At 71.4% G+C, this 17844-nt stretch carries 14 protein-coding genes; 10 read left to right on the top strand and 4 right to left on the bottom strand.

Annotated elements, in window-relative coordinates; translation table 11 throughout:
• Positions 1-26 precede the first annotated feature (26 nt).
• The 4 genes from ACFO6V_RS16600 to ACFO6V_RS16585 form a co-directional block, all read right to left on the bottom strand.
• Positions 27-1289: a chymotrypsin family serine protease gene (locus ACFO6V_RS16600; protein WP_377137059.1), complete on the bottom strand. Its 1263-nt coding sequence runs from the start codon at positions 1287-1289 to the stop codon at positions 27-29.
• Positions 1290-1517: 228 nt separating this feature from the next.
• Positions 1518-2045 (bottom strand): hypothetical protein, encoded by a 528-nt coding sequence (locus ACFO6V_RS16595; RefSeq protein ID WP_377137058.1) that lies wholly within the window; start codon positions 2043-2045, stop codon positions 1518-1520.
• A 269-nt stretch (positions 2046-2314) separates the two neighbouring features.
• Positions 2315-3580, bottom strand: a complete 1266-nt coding sequence (locus tag ACFO6V_RS16590) for a folylpolyglutamate synthase/dihydrofolate synthase family protein (RefSeq protein ID WP_377137057.1) — start codon at positions 3578-3580, stop codon at positions 2315-2317.
• Positions 3577-5493: a hypothetical protein gene (locus tag ACFO6V_RS16585; protein ID WP_377137056.1), complete on the bottom strand. Its 1917-nt coding sequence runs from the start codon at positions 5491-5493 to the stop codon at positions 3577-3579. Before ACFO6V_RS16585 ends, ACFO6V_RS16590 begins: the two co-directional genes overlap by 4 nt.
• A 57-nt stretch (positions 5494-5550) precedes the next feature.
• On the opposite strand from ACFO6V_RS16585, the gene ACFO6V_RS16580 reads away from it, so the two are divergent.
• The 10 genes from ACFO6V_RS16580 to ACFO6V_RS16535 all read left to right on the top strand — a co-directional run bounded on the left by ACFO6V_RS16580 (position 5551) and on the right by ACFO6V_RS16535 (position 17824).
• Positions 5551-6894, top strand: a complete 1344-nt coding sequence (locus ACFO6V_RS16580; protein WP_377137055.1) for a bifunctional folylpolyglutamate synthase/dihydrofolate synthase — start codon at positions 5551-5553, stop codon at positions 6892-6894.
• Positions 6895-7029: 135 nt separating this feature from the next.
• Positions 7030-8025 carry a dihydroxyacetone kinase subunit DhaK gene (gene dhaK, locus ACFO6V_RS16575; RefSeq protein ID WP_377137054.1) on the top strand — a complete coding sequence of 332 codons (996 nt, stop codon included), beginning with the start codon at positions 7030-7032 and terminating at the stop codon, positions 8023-8025.
• Between the two features lie 45 nt (positions 8026-8070).
• Complete coding sequence (gene dhaL, locus ACFO6V_RS16570) at positions 8071-8754, top strand: dihydroxyacetone kinase subunit DhaL (protein WP_377137053.1); 684 nt, start codon at positions 8071-8073, stop codon at positions 8752-8754.
• Complete coding sequence (locus ACFO6V_RS16565) at positions 8751-9530, top strand: HPr family phosphocarrier protein (protein ID WP_377137052.1); 780 nt, start codon at positions 8751-8753, stop codon at positions 9528-9530. The genes dhaL and ACFO6V_RS16565 overlap by 4 nt, the downstream gene beginning before the upstream one ends.
• A 58-nt stretch (positions 9531-9588) precedes the next feature.
• The gene (locus tag ACFO6V_RS16560; RefSeq protein WP_377137051.1) at positions 9589-10290 is read left to right on the top strand and encodes a TetR/AcrR family transcriptional regulator; all 702 of its coding nucleotides are present in this window, start codon (positions 9589-9591) and stop codon (positions 10288-10290) included.
• A gap of 64 nt (positions 10291-10354) precedes the next feature.
• Positions 10355-12052 (top strand): MDR family MFS transporter, encoded by a 1698-nt coding sequence (locus ACFO6V_RS16555; protein ID WP_377137050.1) that lies wholly within the window; start codon positions 10355-10357, stop codon positions 12050-12052.
• Positions 12049-12489, top strand: a complete 441-nt coding sequence (locus ACFO6V_RS16550) for a DUF4233 domain-containing protein (RefSeq protein ID WP_377137049.1) — start codon at positions 12049-12051, stop codon at positions 12487-12489. Before ACFO6V_RS16555 ends, ACFO6V_RS16550 begins: the two co-directional genes overlap by 4 nt.
• Positions 12490-12648: 159 nt before the next feature.
• On the top strand, positions 12649-13122 hold the full coding sequence (gene ndk, locus ACFO6V_RS16545; protein WP_377137048.1) for a nucleoside-diphosphate kinase: 474 nt from the start codon (positions 12649-12651) through the stop codon (positions 13120-13122).
• A 161-nt stretch (positions 13123-13283) separates the two neighbouring features.
• Positions 13284-17117 carry a chromosome segregation protein SMC gene (gene smc / locus ACFO6V_RS16540; protein ID WP_377137047.1) on the top strand — a complete coding sequence of 1278 codons (3834 nt, stop codon included), beginning with the start codon at positions 13284-13286 and terminating at the stop codon, positions 17115-17117.
• A 167-nt stretch (positions 17118-17284) separates the two neighbouring features.
• Complete coding sequence (locus ACFO6V_RS16535) at positions 17285-17824, top strand: hypothetical protein (RefSeq protein WP_377137046.1); 540 nt, start codon at positions 17285-17287, stop codon at positions 17822-17824.
• The last annotated feature ends 20 nt before the right edge of the window (positions 17825-17844 follow it).

Below are 17844 nucleotides of genomic sequence, written 5' to 3'. Positions count from 1 at the left end.
AGGCGCTCTACCTCGCGGAGACGCGGTCAGCTGTCGAGGCGCGCGTCCCAGGCGTTCAGGATGTCCACCATCGGGATGCCGTACACGTACGAGAAGCAGCGGGTGGACACCGACGTCTTCCCGCAGCTGCGCTGGTTCGAGCCGCCGTCGATCATGCCGCGGGCGTAGGCCCGCCCGTTGATGACGGCGTAGATCGGGCCGCCGCTGTCGCCGCCGCCGACCACCACACCGCCGTCGTCCCGGCTCGCCCGGAACCCGTGGCAGGTGCGCTCGCCGCAGCTCCACGCGACGTTGGTGGCGCGGACCCGGGCACCGCAGTGCTCGCCGGTCACCGCACCGGAGGCGCAGATGACCTGCCCGACGGCGGGCCGCTGCACCCCCGCGATCGGGAACCGGTAGCGAGAGCTGCCCGGCGTCGCGTTCCACGGACCGCCGAACACCGCCGTGCGTGATGTCCGCTGGGACTCGAACGGCGCGATGGCCTGGGCGTCGATGGCCGGAGAATGGTGCGTGACCTTGCCCAGCGGCTGGCCGGCGCCGTCGCGGACGACCGACCCGACGCCCTTGTTGCAGTGCGCGGCGCTGATGATCCGGTGCCGTCCCGCGGAGTCGATGATCGGGAATCCGGTCGTGCAGTAGTCGGTCCCGTCCCGCGACGCCATGGCTCCGCCGGCGTGCCACGGCGCGTCGTCGTTGCGCCGCGTCGTGGAGGTGGGATGGACCTCGGTGTTGACGACCTCCACCCGGACCGGCACCCCTGCGGCCCGCTGCAGCTTGCCCGCGAGCCAGCTCGTCCGGGCGGGGCTCGAGCCGTGCCCGACCTCGGCGACGAGGCCGGCGTAGTTCGGGGCAGGGAGGGCGGCGATCACGACGTCGGGACCCTGCAGCGCCCGCTGGCTGTCCATCAGCCGGGTGCTCGCCACCCGCAGGTCGGCCTCGCTGAGGGCCGCCTGCTCGACGTCCACCGTCACGCCGTCGGCCGCTCGTGCCGCCAGCTCGCTGATCGACGGCGGGACCGCACCCTTCCAGGAGACGGTCACCTTCGCGGAGCTGTAGTCGACGGCGACCCCGGCGAAGCCCGGAACCGACGCGAGCTCCGTGGCGGCGTCGGCCGCATCATCGACGGCGGACTGGAGGGCTGCTTGTTTCTCCGGGGAGAGTTGCTCGGCTTTGCTCGTATCGGCTTGGCTGACGGCGGTGGTGGCAGCCGTCGACGGCACGGTGAGCGCGGTGGCCAAGGCCATCGTTCCGATGATGATCGCGCGCTGTACCGTGCTGCTTCTCGTCATGCTGCCGATTCCCCCTGATGGACCGAGCACCGCCGGCCGACGGTGCCGTGACATCGTTCTTCACCGGGTGAAAGGCCGCAACACGTCCCGTGATGTGCGCGGGGCCGAAGAAGACGTCTGCTCCGATCAGGAGCTGCTTGCGGAATGCTTGCGGAACTGGGGGGTGTCAGTAGTATAGGAAGCGCGATGGGCAATAGCCCTGAGAAGTGAGCCCGGGAGCCTGCCCGATTAGGCGGGAGGCCCGGGCTTCGCGCTGTCCGCGGCCGCATCGATGCTGTGAACGATCAGCGGCATCACGCGATCCTTCCATTTGCCGCCGTGCTGCCAGCACCAGGCGATCGCATCCGCCGCCCAGAGCAAGGCATCCTCATGGCGGTCTCGGTGCTCGTAGAGCACGGTGCTCTTGGCCAGCTCTTCGAAGAGCCAACGACGATCACTGCGCTCGATCGTCTGGTCCCGCTCCAAGACGATGGCCTGAGCCTCCAGGTGAATCGCCTGCCGCGCCAGAGCACGGATGCATGCTTCGCGTGGCGGAACTCGCGGATGGGGCCGATTCGTGATGGTCATCGCGATCACGCCATGCTCCAGTAGCGCATCGATGACCGCAGCGCGTTGCGTGTTGTTCGCCTTGTGGAAATGGACGCTCCTGCTGCCAGGAACGCGGAGGCCACGAAGCGTGGAACGGATGGTGTGCACATCGCGGGGCGCGATGAAGACCACAGCGAGGACGTACTTTCGCGCCTTTGTCTCGTCCACGTAGATATTGCAGCCTCGTGGGATGCGATTGGATGGGTCGGTGGCCATAGTGCCGTTCGTCTGCCGTGGTAGTAAGACAAGAAGGCGAGCCCCGCAGTAGGGGTCTCGCCTTCTCTCAGGTTTCCCAACAGCGTACCGACGACCAGAGGAGTTGTCGCGACGAACTAGATCGCGCTACATAAACACGGTTTTCATAGGTGTAGTTATCATAACTGTACTTATGAAAGTCGGGCGCTGCGTCAGCCCTGGGCGTGCGGTGCGCGGCGAGCTCAGGCCGACGGCGGAACGAACGCCGTCTCAGTCGCCACGTCGAGCACGTCCAGCGCGATGGCTACGTAGGACTGGGTGCCGATCATCAGGCACCCGCCGCCCTGTGTGCGCGCGGTCTTCACACCCCGAGCGAGCGCGGTCCGCGCGTCCAGCACCTCGTCGTACAGAGCCTCGGCCTTCGTGAACGTCAGGTAGTCGTCCGCTCGTGAGGGGATCACCCGCTCGAAGCCGCGCAGCTCGGCGAAGCACGCCGCGACGTCCTTGGTGTCCGGGAAGCTGGCGACCACCGTGTCCAGGCGGCCGTGCCACCGGAGGTAGTCAGCCACGGTCGCGGCGATACCCTCGGGCGAGATCGCGCCGTCGACCATTACGGGCACTCCATCCAGCATGTGCCGGCTCAGCCGACCTGGGACACGAACGCTAGCCAGCGCGGCCGCGACGCGGGCTTCATCGACTCTCCAACCCAGAGCGGAGGCCAGCGCCCGGGCTGCAGTCTCCCCGGCGGCGGCATTCAGCCGGGTGATCGGTGCTAGACCTGCCGGCACCGACATCGGCGAGTCCGTGGTCGCGGTCACCAGTTCGGCGCCGAACTTCGCGGCCGTCTCCTCGACGATTGCCGTCACCTCGGCGTCCTGCGGCACCGTGACGATCGTTCGTGTCCCGGGGCCCACGATGCCGAGCAGGTCGCGCGCCACGTGGTCGAGCGTCGGGCCGAGCTGTTCGCCATGCTCGTAGAACACCTTCGTCACCGCGACGACGAGGGGGTCGAACAGGCTCACCTCGTCGGATAGCCCGCCGAGCCCTTCTTCGAGCACGAGCACGTCGGCGCCCAGGCCCGCGGCCCAGGCGGCACCCGTGATGGTGAACGAACCGGTCGGTGACAGATACCCGTCGCCGGTGGGCGGGACCGCAGTCCGCGCACGGACCAGTGACCTGGCGAGCTGCTCGTACTCGTCGGGCGAGATCGCCAGACCGTCGAACCGCATCCGCTCGCGGTTCGTCCGCAGGCCCGGTGAGGAGACCAGGCCGGTGTGGGCAGGCCGGCCGACGTCGACGAGCGCGGCGGACAGCGTCGCTGCGGCGTGCACCGCTGCGGTTCCCTTGCCCTTGGAGCCGACGACGACGAGTACTGGCAGCGTGCGGTCCCATGTCCCGAGCGCCTGACCCACGGCACGCGCGCGTTCCAGGGACCGGCGGGTGCCTTGCAGCTTGGTCCTCCACTCCTCGAAGAAGGGAGCGTCTCCGGGAAGGTGCTGGGCGGTCACCCGCCTACCTTCTCACCGCCTCGCTCCGGCTCGGACCCGGAGTGGCCGACCGGCTCCGCCATCCTCTCCACCCAGTCCTCGTCGACCCGCGCGCGGCTTCGGGGCTGCGGGATCCGCAAGCGGGCCAACGCGAACACCGACATCAGTGCGGTGCCCAGCCCCAGGGTGGGCCAGTGCGGGTCGGGCAGCGCCGCACCTGCGAGGACCAGGCTCGCCAGGGGGACGACCAGTGAGTTGAGGTTCCTCACCAGCACCGGCCGCATCCGCCGGCGCACGCTGATCACCGTGGCCACCGGTGCACCCAGCTGGTCACGCAGACGCGTCGACATGCGCACCGTGACGTGCGCCGAGATCCCCTCGGGCAGATCCGGCCACAGGCGGTTGACGCGCTGCACCTTCTTCATCGACTCGGTCGGCGAGACGGAGGTCGGTGGGTCGTGGTCCGCGACGGCGAGAGCGACGACTTCTCGTCCTCCCCATCGGACGAGCACCTGCTGCCCCGACTCGATACCGATGCGGTCGAAGACCGCCGGGTGCAGGGTGACGATCGGCGCAGCATCGTCGCCGGCATGGGCCTGGACGACGCGCGCGGAGAATTCGGGTGCACGGAAGAGCGCACGCCACAGGCGTTCCATGGTGCGGTCGAGAGCTTCGCTCGACCGCTGTAGGCGGCCGATCGACACGCCGTGCCTGACCACGTCGGGAGCTGCGGCCACGAGAACGACGCGTGTGTTGTCCGCGTCGCCGTCCGATGCGATGAGAAGGCGGAGCTGGTAGGCGAGCCTCACGGTGCCCGGCCGCACATGATCGCGTGGGACCGCCGAAACCCACGCTGTCACCCCGCCCTGCACCAGGAGGTACGTGCCCGGATTCATGTCCGTGGGGCAGACCTGCACCTCGTTCGCGCCTGGCATGTCATCGACCAGCGCGGCGAACGTATGCAGCCGCCTGAACTGCGGCACGCGCACCGAGACATGCGGTGCCTCCCCCAGGGAAACGCGCAGCCGACGGCTGACCCCGACCTGGCCGGGGGAGAGGTGGCGAGCCCGCTCCGGGATCCCGGCGGCGGCCGCGCTCCACGCCCAAGCGACCGTGGTGCGCTCGCCCGAGACCACGGTGACCGGCACCGGGCCGTCGGTCCCGGGGAGCATGGATGGGTGCACGACGGCGGTCGGCAGGCCTGATGCGATCTTCACCGAGACAGGTTCAAGACCGGAAGCCGGCGCCAGATCCACCTGTTCGATGGCTGCGACGACGGCATCGATCAGGCGACCGAGCGCCGGGGCCTCTCCCGATGGCGGCCGCAGGTGCGCCCCGATCTCCACCTGTACCGCGCGGATGCCTTGCGACTGCGCGAATGACGTGACGGTCGTCGGGCGCATGGCGTCGAAGACCTCGTTCGTGGTGACGCGCAGGTCGCTGCCGTCCAAGGCGTCGATGACGGTAGCTGGGACCAGTCCGCCGCCGGTGCCCAGGTCGACGTCGGACTCGGTACGGCTCCGCATACCGTGCAGGTCGATGACCACGGTCGGCCGCAGGTCCGCCAGACGTTCCTTCAGCGGGTGCACCTCGTCGTAGTTCGCGTCGCCGGCCGTGCTCAGAGCGACGAGCGCGGTGCAGCCGGTGAGCTGGGCGAGCAGGATCGCGAGCCCGCCCGTCCCTCGGTCTGCGACCTTCGTGGACCCGGCACGCTCATGGTTGGTGGCGTGCGCGGCGGTCACCACCACATGAGGGTGCGTGGACCCGGTGATCTCGAGCAGTCCAGGTGTCGGCTCCGACACACTCCCGGCGATCGGCGAGGGCAGGGCCAGGTGCCCGCCCTCGTACCCGTTCTGGCTGAAGATCTGCTCCAGAGCCAGCCATCGGGCCACGAGGCCAGCTGTCGCGTCCGCCGTCTCTTGCTCGTCCGACACCTGCTGAGCCCCCGCACGAGATCGGCAACGTTGATTCCGGAACCCTATCCTCGTCACGTGGACGAAGCCTTTGAAGCAGTACGCCGCGAGATCGCGGCACGAGCCCCTGAATTCGACATCGACCCCACCATGGCCCGCGTAGAGCGTGTCCTGGAGCTGCTCGGCGACCCGCACCGCGCCTACCGCACCGTCCACGTCACCGGGACCAACGGCAAGTCCTCCACCGCCCGGATGGTCGAGCGCCTCGTCCGGGAACACGGCCTGCGCACCGGCCGGTTCACGTCCCCGCACCTCACCAGCGTCACCGAGCGCATCGCCGTCGACGGCGAGCCGCTCACCCAGGAGCGCTTCGTCGAGGTGTTCGAGGACGTCGCGCCCTACATCGGCGTCGCCGACCGTGAGTCCGAGGAGCAGGGCGGCCCGCGCCTCAGCTTCTTCGAGGTGCTCACCGTCATGGCGTTCGCAGCGTTCGCGGACGCACCGGTCGACGTCGCGATCATCGAGGTCGGCATGGGCGGCACCTGGGACTCCACCAACGTGGTCGACGGCGAGGTCGCCATCATCACGCCCATCGCCATGGACCACGAACGCTGGCTCGGCTCCACCCTCGGGGAGATCGCCACCGAGAAGGCCGGGATCATCAAGGACGGCGCCGTCGCGGTGATCGCGGACCAGCGCGACGACGCCTTCGAGCCCATCCTCGCCCGGGCGCAGGCCGTGGGCGCCCACCTCATCCGCGAGGGCGTGGACCTCGAGATGGTGGACCGTCGGGTCGCCGTCGGCGGGCAGCTCATCGACCTGCGCACGCCCGCCGGCGTCTACACCGAGATCTTCCTGCCGCTGCACGGCGCCCACCAGGCCCACAACGCGCTGCTGGCGCTCGCGGCCACCGAGGCGCTGATGAGCGGCGGGGGCGCGCTCGGCGCGGAGATCGTCGAGGCGGCGTTCGGCGACGTCGACGCGCCGGGCAGGCTCGAGGTCGTCCGGACGAGCCCCACGGTCGTGGTCGACGTCGCGCACAACCCGGCCGGCGCGGAGGCCCTGGTGGACGCGCTCGAGGAGTCGTTCAACCTCGAGCACATAGTGGCCGTGGTGGCGGTCATGGCGGACAAGGACGCCGAGGGGCTCCTGTCCGTGCTGGAGCCGACGGTCGCGGAGATCGTGGTGACCCGGAACTCCTCGGACCGGTCGGCGAGCCCGGAGGACCTCGCAGTGGTCGCTCGCGAGGTGTTCGGCGAGGAGCGGGTGCACCTGGCCAACCGGCTCGACGAGGCGCTGCAGCTCGCGGCCGACCTGGTCGAGGCCAATGACAAGCACGGCGGCGGCGTCGGCACGGGCGTGCTCGTCACCGGATCCGTGGTCACGGTCGCGGACACCCGCATCCTGGTCGGTCGCGGCTGACAGTCTCGTCGCGCCCACAACGAATGGGGCCGGCGCTGTACTCGTGACGACGTTCTGGTGTTACATGAACTACAGGGGACTCGTGTGCGGGCCCGGCGTCAGCGCCAGGTCGGACAGCCCCGCGAGGAGGTCGCCGTGAAGAAGCTGCTGAACGATCCCGCCGATGCCGTAGCCCACTCCCTGGCCGGTTTCGCGCTCGCCCACGCCGACCTGGTCCGGCTCAGTACGTCGCCGGTGTTCGTCGTCCGTGCGGGCGGCGCGGTGACCGGCAAGGTGGGCCTGGTCAGCGGGGGCGGTTCGGGGCACGAACCGCTGCACGCGGGCTTCGTCGGCGACGGCATGCTCGACGCCGCCGTGCCCGGCGCCGTGTTCACCTCCCCGACCCCTGACCAGATCCTGCCCGCGATCCAGGCGGCCGACGGCGGCGCCGGCGTGCTGACGATCGTCAAGAACTACACGGGCGACGTGCTCAACTTCGAGACGGCGGTGGAGCTCGCGGAAGCAGAGGGCGTCACGGTCGCCTCGGTGCTCGTGAACGACGACGTCGCCGTCGAGGACTCCCTCTACACCGCCGGCCGGCGCGGGGTGGCCGGGACGGTCGCCGTCGAGAAGATCGCCGGGGCCGCGGCCGACCGGGGCGCGGACCTCGCCGGGGTGGCCGCCGTCGCCGAGCGTGTCATCGCGAACGTGCGGTCCATGGGGGTGGCCCTGGCCGCGCCGATCGTGCCGCACGTCGGCCGTCCGAGCTTCGACCTGGGCGACGACGAGATAGAGGTGGGGATCGGGATCCACGGCGAGCCGGGTCGCCGTCGGGTGCCCGCCGCCGACGCCGACACGGTCACGGAGCTGCTGCTCACGCCCGTCGCGGACGACCTCGGCCTGGCCCGCGGCGAGCGAGTGTTGCTGTTCGTCAACGGTATGGGCGGGACTCCGCTGTCCGAGCTCTACGTGGTCTATGGTCGAGCGCGGCGCCTTCTCGAGGAGCGCGGCGTGACGGTCTCCCGTTCGCTGGTGGGCAACTACGTGACGTCCCTCGAGATGCAGGGGGCATCGGTGACCGTCCTCCGGCTGGACGACGAGCTGGAAGCCCTCTGGGACGCGCCGGTGACCACTGCGGCACTCCGGTGGTAGCTCCCTGGCAATGAGACTGGCGATGTGACACGAAGGGTTCCGGACATGGCGTTGGACGCGGACTGGGCTGAGCGATGGGTTCGCCGGACGGCGGACGCGATCGCGGACGCGAAGGACGAGCTCACCGAGCTCGACCGGCAGATCGGCGACGGCGACCACGGCGAGAACCTGGACCGGGGCTTCAAGGCGGTCGTCGCACGGCTCGACGACGCCGCGGCGGAGCCCGCACCGGCCGACGAGCGGACGGTCGGCGACGTCCTGAAGCTCGTCGCGACCACGCTGATGTCCACGGTGGGCGGCGCGGCCGGGCCCCTGTACGGCACGGCGTACCTGCGGGCGGCCAAGGTGTCGGGCCGGGTGCAGATCGACCCGCCCGCGATAGTGGCGGTGCTGGAGGCCGCGCTCGAGGGTGTTTCCTCGCGCGGCAAGGCGACGGTGGGGGAGAAGACGATGGTCGACGCCTGGCATGCGGCGGTGGACGCGGCGGAGGCCGCGGCGAACGACGGCGGTTCCGAGCTGGACGTCCTGCGGGCCGCGGCAGAGACCGCGGACAAGGCGGCGACCGCCACGATCCCGATGGTCGCGACCAAGGGCAGGGCCTCCTACCTCGGTGAGCGCAGCGCCGGGCACGAGGATCCGGGCGCGCGGTCCACCGCGCTCGTGCTGGGCGCGGCGCTGGCCGCGGCCCTTGCGGGACCGACGTCGGCCGACCCCCGCAGCGCGGCATGACGGCGCGGGTGGCCCTGGTCCTCGTCTCCCACTCCGCAGAGCTGGCCCGCGGCACGGCCGAGCTCGCCGAGCAGATGGCGCCCGACGTCCTGATCCGCGGTGTGGGTGGCGGGCCCGGCGGCGGGCTCGGCACCTCGCTCGACGCGGTCCAGAAGGCGCTCGGGGACGTCCTGACGACGCTCGCGGACAGCGCTGCCCGCGACGACATCGGCACGGGTGGCGGTCCGGACGGGGGCGGCGTCGTGGTGCTCGGCGACCTCGGATCGTCCGTGCTCACGGTCGAGGCGGCGCTGGAGCTCGACGAGTCGCTGACCGAGCACGTGGTGCTGGCGCGCGCGCCGTTCGTCGAGGGCGCCGTCGCCGCGGCGGTGACCGCCCACGGCGGTGCGGACCTGGCCACGGTCCTGGAGTCGGCGAACGCCTCGGTCCGGATGTTCGCCGCGGTAGAGGCGGCGCGGTCGCCCGAGGCGGGCGGTCCGCGATCGGAGGGCGAGTCCGACGGCGGCGCGGGCGGCGAGACGGAGAGCTCGCGCACCGTCACCGTGCGCAACCCGCTCGGCCTGCACGCACGGCCGGCGGCACTGGTCTCGCGCAAGGTGGCCGAGCTCGGCGCCACGGTGACCATCGACGGAGTGGACGCCTCCAGCGTGCTGCAGCTCATGGCGCTGGGCGCCACGCAGGGTCGTGAGCTGCGCGTGGAGGCCACGGGGGAGCGGGCCGCCGAGGCGGTGGCCACGGTCGTGGAGATGATCCACGCCGGCTTCGGCGAGGTGTGACTGCCGTCTCACATTTTTGCAGTTGATGAATTTTTGCGTGGGGTGCAAGAATTGAGGCATGGCCCCCACGACCCCTTCGCGTGCCGAGACCGCGACCGCTGACGCCGAACCGCGCCCGGATCTGCGCGAGCTCGCCGCCGCTCTCGAGGGGACGCCCGTCGAGCAGGGCCTGCGCGAGCGGAAGAAGCGCGCCCGGCGTGCGGCCCTGATCGACGCGGCGCAGCTGCTCGTCGCGGAGCACGGCCTGGACGCCGTGACCGTCGAGATGATCAGCGCCGAGGCGGGCGTGTCGGCGCGCACCTTCTTCAACTACTTCGAGTCCAAGGACGACGCCGTGCTCGGCGCGGAGGACACGGGCCTGTCCGAGGACGTCGTCCGGACGTTCGTCGAGGGTGGCCCCACCGGCCGGCTGCTGTCCGACCTGGAGGTCCTGGTGGCCTCCGTGCTCGGGTCGGCTGGCGAGGCCCACGACCGGATGAAGCGAGCCATGGACCTCATGCAGCAGGAACCCCGCCTGCTCCAGCGCCACGTGATCTGGATGGACCGGCACAAGAGCCGGCTCGTCGAACTCTTCGAGGCCCGCCGCGCCACCACGCCGTTCAGCGCCGACAACGAGCTGCTGACGATGCTCGTCCTGCTCCTGATCCGGACCGCGCTCGTCGCCTGGGAGCACGCCGAGTACGGCGGCAACCCCGCCGACCACCTGCCTTCCGCCGTCGCGCAGCTGATCGACGTCGTCGCGCGCGACCTCGACTCCTGATCTCCGCCCCGCACTCGGCGGCTCCAGCCCCCAGCCCCACCTGATCCCCAGAAAGGCACCCTTCATGAGCCATGCCGTCACCACGGCGCCGGACAAGCCGCTGGTAGTCCTCAACCAGCGCACGATCTGGCTGATCTTCGGGGCCCTGATGGCCTCGATGTTCCTGTCCTCCCTGGACCAGACGATCGTCGGTACCGCGATGCCCACCATCGTGGGCGAGCTCAACGGCGTGGAGCACCAGGGCTGGGTGATCACCGCCTACATCCTCGCCATCGCGATCGCGATGCCGCTCTACGGCAAGTTCGGTGACCTCTACGGGCGGCGCTGGCCGTTCCTCGTCGCGGTCGCGCTGTTCGTCGTCGCCTCCGTCGGCGGCGGCATGGCGCAGACGTTCGAGTCGCTGGTCGCCTGGCGGGCCGTGCAGGGCCTCGGCGGCGGTGGCCTGATGATCCTGTCCCAGGCGATCATCGCGGACATCATCCCGGCGTCAGACCGCGGCAAGTACATGGGCCCCATGGGCGCCCTGTTCGGCCTCTCCGCCGTCGCCGGGCCGCTGCTCGGCGGCTGGCTCACCGACGGTCCCGGCTGGCGCTGGACCTTCTGGATCAACGTGCCCATCGGCATCGCCGCGTGGGTCATCGCGTACTTCGCGCTGAAGCTGCCCTCGCACCGCTCGGACCGGCCGACCGACTGGGGCGGCATCCTCACGATGGCGCTGGGCACCACCGGCATCGTGCTGCTCACGAGCTGGGAGTCGCTCGGCAACGACGGCTACGACTGGTCCGACCCGATGCTGCTCGGCCTGCTGATCGGTACGGCGGTCGTCGTCGGCCTGTTCGTGTTCATCGAGAACCGCGTGTCCGAGCCGCTCATCCCGCTGCGGCTGTTCAAGAACCGGACGTTCACCATCACCACGCTCATCGGCCTGGTGCTCGGCATGGGCATGTTCTCCGCGATGTCGATGCTGCCGACGTTCCTGCAGATGTCGAGCGGCGCGGGCGTCACCGAGTCGGGCCTGCTGATGCTGCCGATGATGGCCGGCGTGATGCTCACCTCGATCGTCTCCGGCATCGCGATCTCGAAGACCGGCCGCTACAAGATGTTCCCGGTGGCGGGTCTCGCGATCACCATCCTCGGCATGATCTGGCTGACGACCATCGAGGGCGAGATGTCCCTCTGGCTGTTCGGGGCGATGATCTTCGTGCTCGGCGCCGGTATGGGCCTCATCATGCAGACGATCGTGCTCGCCGTGCAGAACTCGGTGGACCCGCACGAGCTGGGCACCGCGACGTCGTCGAACAACTTCTTCCGCGAGATCGGCGCGGCTGTCGGTACCGCCGCGTTCACCACTGTCTTCACGTCGCGCCTGTCGGAGAACCTGGAGGGTGTCTTCGCGGGCGTCCCGGAGGGTGCGGCGCCCGCAGGCGGCGGTTCCGGCCTGACGCCGCAGATCGTGGACCAGCTGCCCGAACCGCTCCGCAGCGGCGTGGTCGACGCGTTCGCGAGCTCGCTGGCCCCGGCGTTCTGGTACCTCGTGCCGCTGGTCGCCGTCGGCCTCGTGCTCGCGCTCTTCCTCAAGGAGGTCAAGCTGTCCAACGAGGCGGGCATGATCGCGCGCGGTGAGGCGGTCATGGAGGACAGCACTGCGGACAGTGCTGCGGGCAGCCCTGTCCGCAGCGCCGAGGGCGCCGCAGGGGAGGACGCCGGGCGTGCCGCCGGGGATGCCGCCGAGGGCAGGGAGACGGATACCCTGGTCCGGTGAGCAAGGATCAACCCGCCCCCGGTGACCGCATCAAGCCCAAGAAGTCCGCGCTGGTGCAGTTCACGTCGACCACGCTCCTGCTCGAGGTCTTCCTCGTGATCTTCGCGACGCTGGCGGTGTGGGGTCTGCGCAACTCGGAGTTCGGCCGCGGGCCGCTCCAGATCGAGTCGAGCGGGGCGATCTGGGCGCTGGGCGGCGTCCTGGCCGTGGTGCTCATGATCCTGTCCCGTGCCCAGGGCTCGGCGGCGGGCCGGGCGGCGGGCACCGTCGCGCAGGTCCCGGTGCTCGCGATGGGGCTGCTGGTGCCGATGATGTTCCTGGTCGGCGGGGTCTTCGTGGTGCTGTGGATCTACGCCCTGCGCCTCGGGACCCGCGTGGACCGGGAGCGTGCGGAGTACGACGCGGCCCACCCGGAGACGGCCCCGAACGCGGGCTGACCCTCGTCCTGTGGGTCGGGTATGTCGAAGTAGAGCGTGTGTCCCAGTGCGCACGGGGTAACCCCGTGCACACTGGGACACACGCTCTACTTCGACATACCCGACCACCCGGTAGGCGCGCGGTCATCGGGCGGCTTCCGCCCGGATAGGGTTTGTCCCATGACCGACGTCGCAGAGAAGACCCTGCCCACGGAGGCCTCGACGCAGCCCGTGGCCGAGCGCACCCTCGTCCTCGTCAAGCCGGACGGCGTCCGCCGCGGCCTGTCGGGCGAGATCCTGCGCCGCATCGAGGCCAAGGGCTACACGCTGCGGGCCGTGCAGCTGAAGGACGCCACCACCGAGCTGCTCGCCGCGCACTACGCCGAGCACGAGGGCAAGCCGTTCTATGCCCCGCTGGTCGAGTTCATGATGTCCGGCCCCGTGCTGGCCGTGGTGGCCGAGGGCCAGGGCGTCGTCCCCGGCTTCCGCTCGCTGGCCGGCGCCACGAACCCGACCGACGCCGCCCCCGGCACCATCCGTGGTGACCTGGGCCGCGACTGGGGCACCAAGGTGCAGCAGAACCTCGTGCACGGCTCGGACTCGCCGGAGTCGGCGGCGCGCGAGATCGCCCTCTGGTTCCCGGAACTGGGCTGACCCGCACCTACCCCTGCCGAAGTAGCACTATGGCGAGGGGGTCTCGACAAGCTCGACCACCGCTGGTCGCACTTGTCGAGACCTCCTCGCCACAGTGCTACTTCGGCGTATACCCGCCGTTCGTCCGACGTTCAGCCCGAATGCACAGTTAGGCTCACCCAGTGCACCTCAAGACGCTCACGCTCCGGGGATTCAAGTCCTTCGCGTCGGCGACCACCCTCGAGCTGGAGCCGGGCATCACCTGCGTGGTGGGCCCCAACGGCTCCGGCAAGTCCAACGTGGTCGACGCGCTCTCCTGGGTCATGGGCGAGCAGGGTGCCAAGTCGCTGCGCGGCGGCAAGATGGACGACGTCATCTTCGCCGGCACGACCGGCCGCGCGCCGCTGGGCCGCGCCGAGGTGGCCCTGACGATCGACAACACCGACGGCGCGCTGCCGATCGACTACACCGAGGTCACGATCTCCCGCACGCTGTTCCGCAGCGGCGGTTCCGAGTACGCGATCAACGGCAACAGCTGCCGCCTGCTGGACATCCAGGAGCTCCTGAGCGACTCCGGCATCGGGCGCGAGATGCACGTCGTGGTGGGGCAGGGCCAGCTCGACGCCGTCCTGCGCGCGACGCCGGAGGAGCGGCGCGGCTTCATCGAGGAGGCCGCCGGCGTCCTCAAGCACCGCAAGCGCAAGGAGAAGGCGCTCCGCAAGCTCGACGCGATGCAGGGCAACCTCGCGCGCCTGGGTGACCTGACCGCCGAGCTGCGCCGCCAGCTGGGTCCGCTCGGCAGGCAGGCCGAGGCGGCGCGCAAGGCGCAGACCGTGCAGCGCGAGCTGCGGGACGCGAAGTCCCGCCTGCTCGCCGACGACCTCGCGCAGCTCACCGCGCAGCTGGAGCAGGAGCGCGCGGACGAGCGGTCGCTCAAGGAGCGCCAGGCCGAGACCGAGGCGGCGCTCACCGAGGCCCGCGGCACCCTGGCCCGCCTGGAAGCGGCGATGTCCGCGGAGTCGCAGCAGGTCAACCAGGCCGGCGACACGGTCTTCGCGCTGTCCCAGACACGGGAGCGCCTGCGCAGCCTGCAGTCCCTGGCGGGCGAGCGTGCCCGCCTCCTGGGTACCGCCGAGCCGACCCGTCTGGGCCAGGACCCCGACGACCTCGAGGCGCAGGCGGCACGAGCCCGCGCGAGCGAGGAAGAGCTGGTCACCGAGGTCGAGATGGCCCACGAGGTCGTCGAGACCGCTGTCGACGCGCGCGCCGAGGCGGAGGCGGCGGCACAGGCCGCCGAACGTTCGCACGCCGCGCTGCTGCGCGCCGCCGCGGACCGCCGCGAAGGCCTTGCCCGCCTGGCCGGCCAGGTCGCCGCGCGGCGCAGCCGGGTCGAGGCGGCGCAGTCCGAGCTGGACCGGCTGCGCGAGGCCCTGCTCGAGGCGGAGCAGCGGGCGGAGAGCACGTCGCGCGAGCTCGGCGCGCTCGAGACCGAGGTCGGCGTGGGTGGCGAGGACGGCGCGGAAGGGCTCGACGTCGCGCACGAGGCGGCGGCCGGGGTGCTCGAGCTGGCCAAGGCCGAGGTGCGGCACCTCCAGGAGCAGGTGACCACCGCGCAGCGGGACCGCAGCTCGGCGGCCGCGAAGGTCGAGGCGCTGGAGCTGAGCCTGGACCGCAAGGACGGCGCCGGCACGCTGCTGGCCGCCGACCAGGCGGGAGTCCTCGGCTCGGTCGCCGCGCTGCTGGGCATCGAGGCCGGTTTCGAGGATGCGGTGGCCGCCGCGCTCGGCCCGGTGGCGGACGCCGTCGCGGTCGCCGGCGTCGACGAGGCGGTGGACGCGCTGCGGCTCCTCCGTGACGAGGACGCGGGCCGCGCCAGCCTGGTCGTCGGCTCGGACCGTCCGGCCACCGTCGGCGCCGACCGTCCGGCGGTCGACCTCCCCGCCGGAGCCCGGTGGGCGACGGACGTGGTGCAGGTCGCCGGCCCGGCGTCGGCGGCGCTGCTGACGATCCTGCGGGACGTGGTGGTCGTGGACGACCTCGCCCGGGCCCGGGCCCTGGTGCGCGACCAGCCGGTGGTCGCCGTGACCCGGGCAGGCGACCTGCTGGGTGTCACGCGCGCCTGGGGCGGATCGGCGGCCGCACCGAGCGTGCTGCACCTGCAGTCGGCGCTGGACGAGGCCAAGGCCGCGCGCGACGAGGCCGCGGCCCGGGAGACCGACGGGACCGCGCACCTCGAGCGCGCCCGGACCGAGCGGACGGCGGCGCAGGAGCGGTACGACGAGACGCTCGCCCGCCTCGGGGAGGCGGACGCCGCGCGCGCCGCGGCCGCCGAGCAGCTCGGGTCGCTGGGCGCGGCCGCACGCGCCGCCCAGGCGGAGGCGGACCGGCACCGCGCGGCGCTGGAGCAGGCCCAGTCGCGCCGCGCGGAGGACGAGATCGAGCTCGAGGCGCTCGTCGAGCGCATGACGATCGCCGAGGAGGAGCCCTCCGACGGTGAGGGGTCGATCGACGACCTGCAGGCCCAGCGGGACGAGGCAGCGGCCGCCGCCACCGCGGCCCGGGCGCGCGAGACCGAGGCTCGGCTGGCCCTGCGGACCGCCGAGGAACGGGCGCGTGCCGTCTCGGGTCGTGCGCAGGCGCTGACGGCGGCCGCCGAGCAGGAGCGCGAGGCTCGTGCGCTGGCCGCGGAACGTGAGGAGCTGCGGCGTCGGGACGCCGAGCGCGCGACGCTGGTGCAGCAGGCGGTAGCCGTGGCGCTCGAGGCGATCGCCCGGTCGCTGGACCGTGCGGTGGCCGACAAGGCGGCCGCGGAGGAGGCCCGGGCCGCCGGCTCGGAACAGCTGCTCGCCGTGCGGGGCACCGTCGAGTCGCTGACGGGCCAGCTGCGCGAGCTCACCGACGTCGCGCACCGGGACGAGGTCGCCCGCGCACAGCAGGTGCTGCGCCTGGAGCAGCTCCAGTCGCGTGCCTCCGACGAGCTGGGCATGGACCCCGACGTGCTCATGGAGGAGTTCGGCCCGCACCAGCCGGTCCCGGTGTACGAGGGCGACGCCGCGGTGCGCGGTCGCAAGCGGCGCGCCGTCGTCGAGCGCGACGACGAGGGCAACCCGATCCGCTACGAGGGGGACCCCACGCTGCCGCGCGGCGCGGCAGCGCGCGAGGACGCGCTCATCGCCCGGACGCGTGCGCTGCACGAGGCCGGTCTTCGGCCCGACGACCCCGCGGCGACCGCCGTGATCGTCGCGGCAGCCGGAGCCGAGCCGGAGGAGGCGCCTGCCGAGGGCGAGACCGCCGCCGGCGAGGAGCCCGAGTCCACCGAGCCGAAGCCCGACCGGATGGTCCCGTACGTCCGTGAGGAGCAGGAGGCCCGGCTGGCGAAGGCCGAGAAGGCCCTGTCGCGGATCGGCGCGGTGAACCCGCTCGCGCTGGAGGAGTTCGCGGCCCTGGAGGAGCGGCACCAGTTCCTGGTGGACCAGCTCGCCGACCTGAAGAAGTCCCGCGAGGACCTGCTCCAGATCGTCGACGACATCGACGAGCGGGTGCAGCAGGTGTTCGCCGAGGCGTTCCAGGACACGGCGGCCAAGTTCCTCGAGATCTTCCCCCGGCTGTTCCCCGGTGGCGAGGGCAAGCTGACGCTGACCGACCCCGACAACCTGCTCACCACCGGCATCGAGGTCGAGGCGCGGCCGGCCGGCAAGAAGGTCAAGCGGCTGTCGCTGCTGTCGGGTGGTGAGCGTTCGCTGGCGGCGGTGGCGTTCCTCGTGTCGATCTTCAAGGCGCGGCCCAGCCCGTTCTACATCATGGACGAGGTGGAGGCCGCGCTCGACGACGTGAACCTCGGCCGCCTCATCGAGATCTTCAAGGAGCTGCAGAAGGACAGCCAGCTCATCGTGATCACGCACCAGAAGCGCACCATGGAGGTCGCGGACGCCCTCTACGGCGTGACGATGCGGGGCGACGGCGTCACGACTCTGATCAGTCAGCGCATGGGCGAGCGCGAGACCGTCACCGCCTGAGCCGGGCCCGACCCGCGGCCCAAGCCACACAAAGGGGTGAAATTCGGCACCCCTCGGCTGCGAAACGCCAGGTGTGAGGGATTTCTCCTCCTGAAATCGCGCGTGTCGCACGGCGTGTCGCGGCGCTCTGCGCGGCGGTACCGGACAAGACACGCCACAATGGGCCCATGTGGTGGTCGGTCATTCTGCTCGTGGTGTGCCTGGTCCTGGCGGTGGGCGTCTTCGTCGTAGCCAGCCAGATGGACGCGCCCTCGAACAGGAGTGAGGAGTTCTCGTTCCTCCAGTGGTTCCGGTCCGGCATCGCACACATCCGTGGTGACGCCAAGCGACGCAAGGACGGCCGCCGCCTCGGGGCCTCCGCCGTGGCGACGCACGCGGTGGGCGCGCCCTCCGTGTGGGTGGGCAAGCCCCCGGTGGTCAAGCCGGACACCAAGCCGGTGGACATGGGCATGTCCGAGTTCTTCGCCGCGACCATCGAGTCGAAGCCCGGCTACGTCGACGCCGAGGAGCTGACCGACGTCCTGAACCGGGCACGCGACCAGGCGCAGAAGACCCTGCACGTGCCGCTCGGTCCGGTGCCGATCAAGCCCGCCAACCTGGTCCCCGGCCAGCTCCGGGCAGTTCGGCCGGTGCGGACGGTTCGTCCCGTCCGGCCCGTCACGCAGGAATCGGCTGCGGAGGAAGGCCCGGCCCAGGCCGCGAGCTAGGGCTACGCCATCACCTGGGC

It is taken from the genome of Promicromonospora alba (assembly GCF_042654905.1).
In the GTDB taxonomy this organism is placed as follows: Bacteria; Actinomycetota; Actinomycetes; order Actinomycetales; family Cellulomonadaceae; genus Promicromonospora; species Promicromonospora alba.
Note: the sequence above shows the minus strand (reverse complement) of the source record. Positions and strands in the feature narration are given on the sequence as shown.